Here is a 512-nt window from a genome sequence, read left to right as displayed (position 1 = left end):
AAATAAATTCAAAGTATTAACGAAAAATACGAAGGGTCTTGAAGGAAAGAACCCTTATTTTGTGTTAAATGACGAGCTCCATGCACAAGAAAATATGGACATGTATGATAACTTAAAGTCAGCGCAGATTTCTCGTGAACAACCAATGATGCTTAATATTTCAACGGCTGGTAAGGGTGCTTCATCTGTTGGTATGCGTGTTTATAAATATGCGAAACTTGTTCTTGAAAATGATGATGATGATTCCTTATTTGTTGCAATCTGGGAACCTAATAAAAATTATGATTGGGAAGATCGTAAAGTTTGGGAAATGGTTAACCCAAATATTGGTGTTTCCGTTACGATGGAACAACTTGAGATTGAATTCAAAAAAGCGAAGCAGTCCGCACATTCAAAAGCTGAGTTCCTTTCAAAACATTTAAATGTTTTCGTAAATGGTGCGGATAATTATTTTGAACATGATCAAGTACAACATGTTCTTGTGAAAGATTTGGGTGATCTTACAGGTGAAA

General features: G+C 34.8%; 1 protein-coding gene. It reads left to right on the top strand.

Going from position 1 to position 512, the window contains the following annotated elements; genetic code table 11:
• The coding region (locus tag RT27_RS32075; protein WP_043939467.1) for a terminase TerL endonuclease subunit at nt 1-512 on the top strand (512 nt) is incomplete at both ends.

The sequence above is a fragment of the Bacillus sp. L_1B0_5 genome (assembly GCF_000836715.1).
GTDB classification, from domain to species: Bacteria; Bacillota; Bacilli; order Bacillales; family Bacillaceae_G; genus Bacillus_A; species Bacillus_A thuringiensis_S.
Note: the sequence above shows the minus strand (reverse complement) of the source record. Positions and strands in the feature narration are given on the sequence as shown.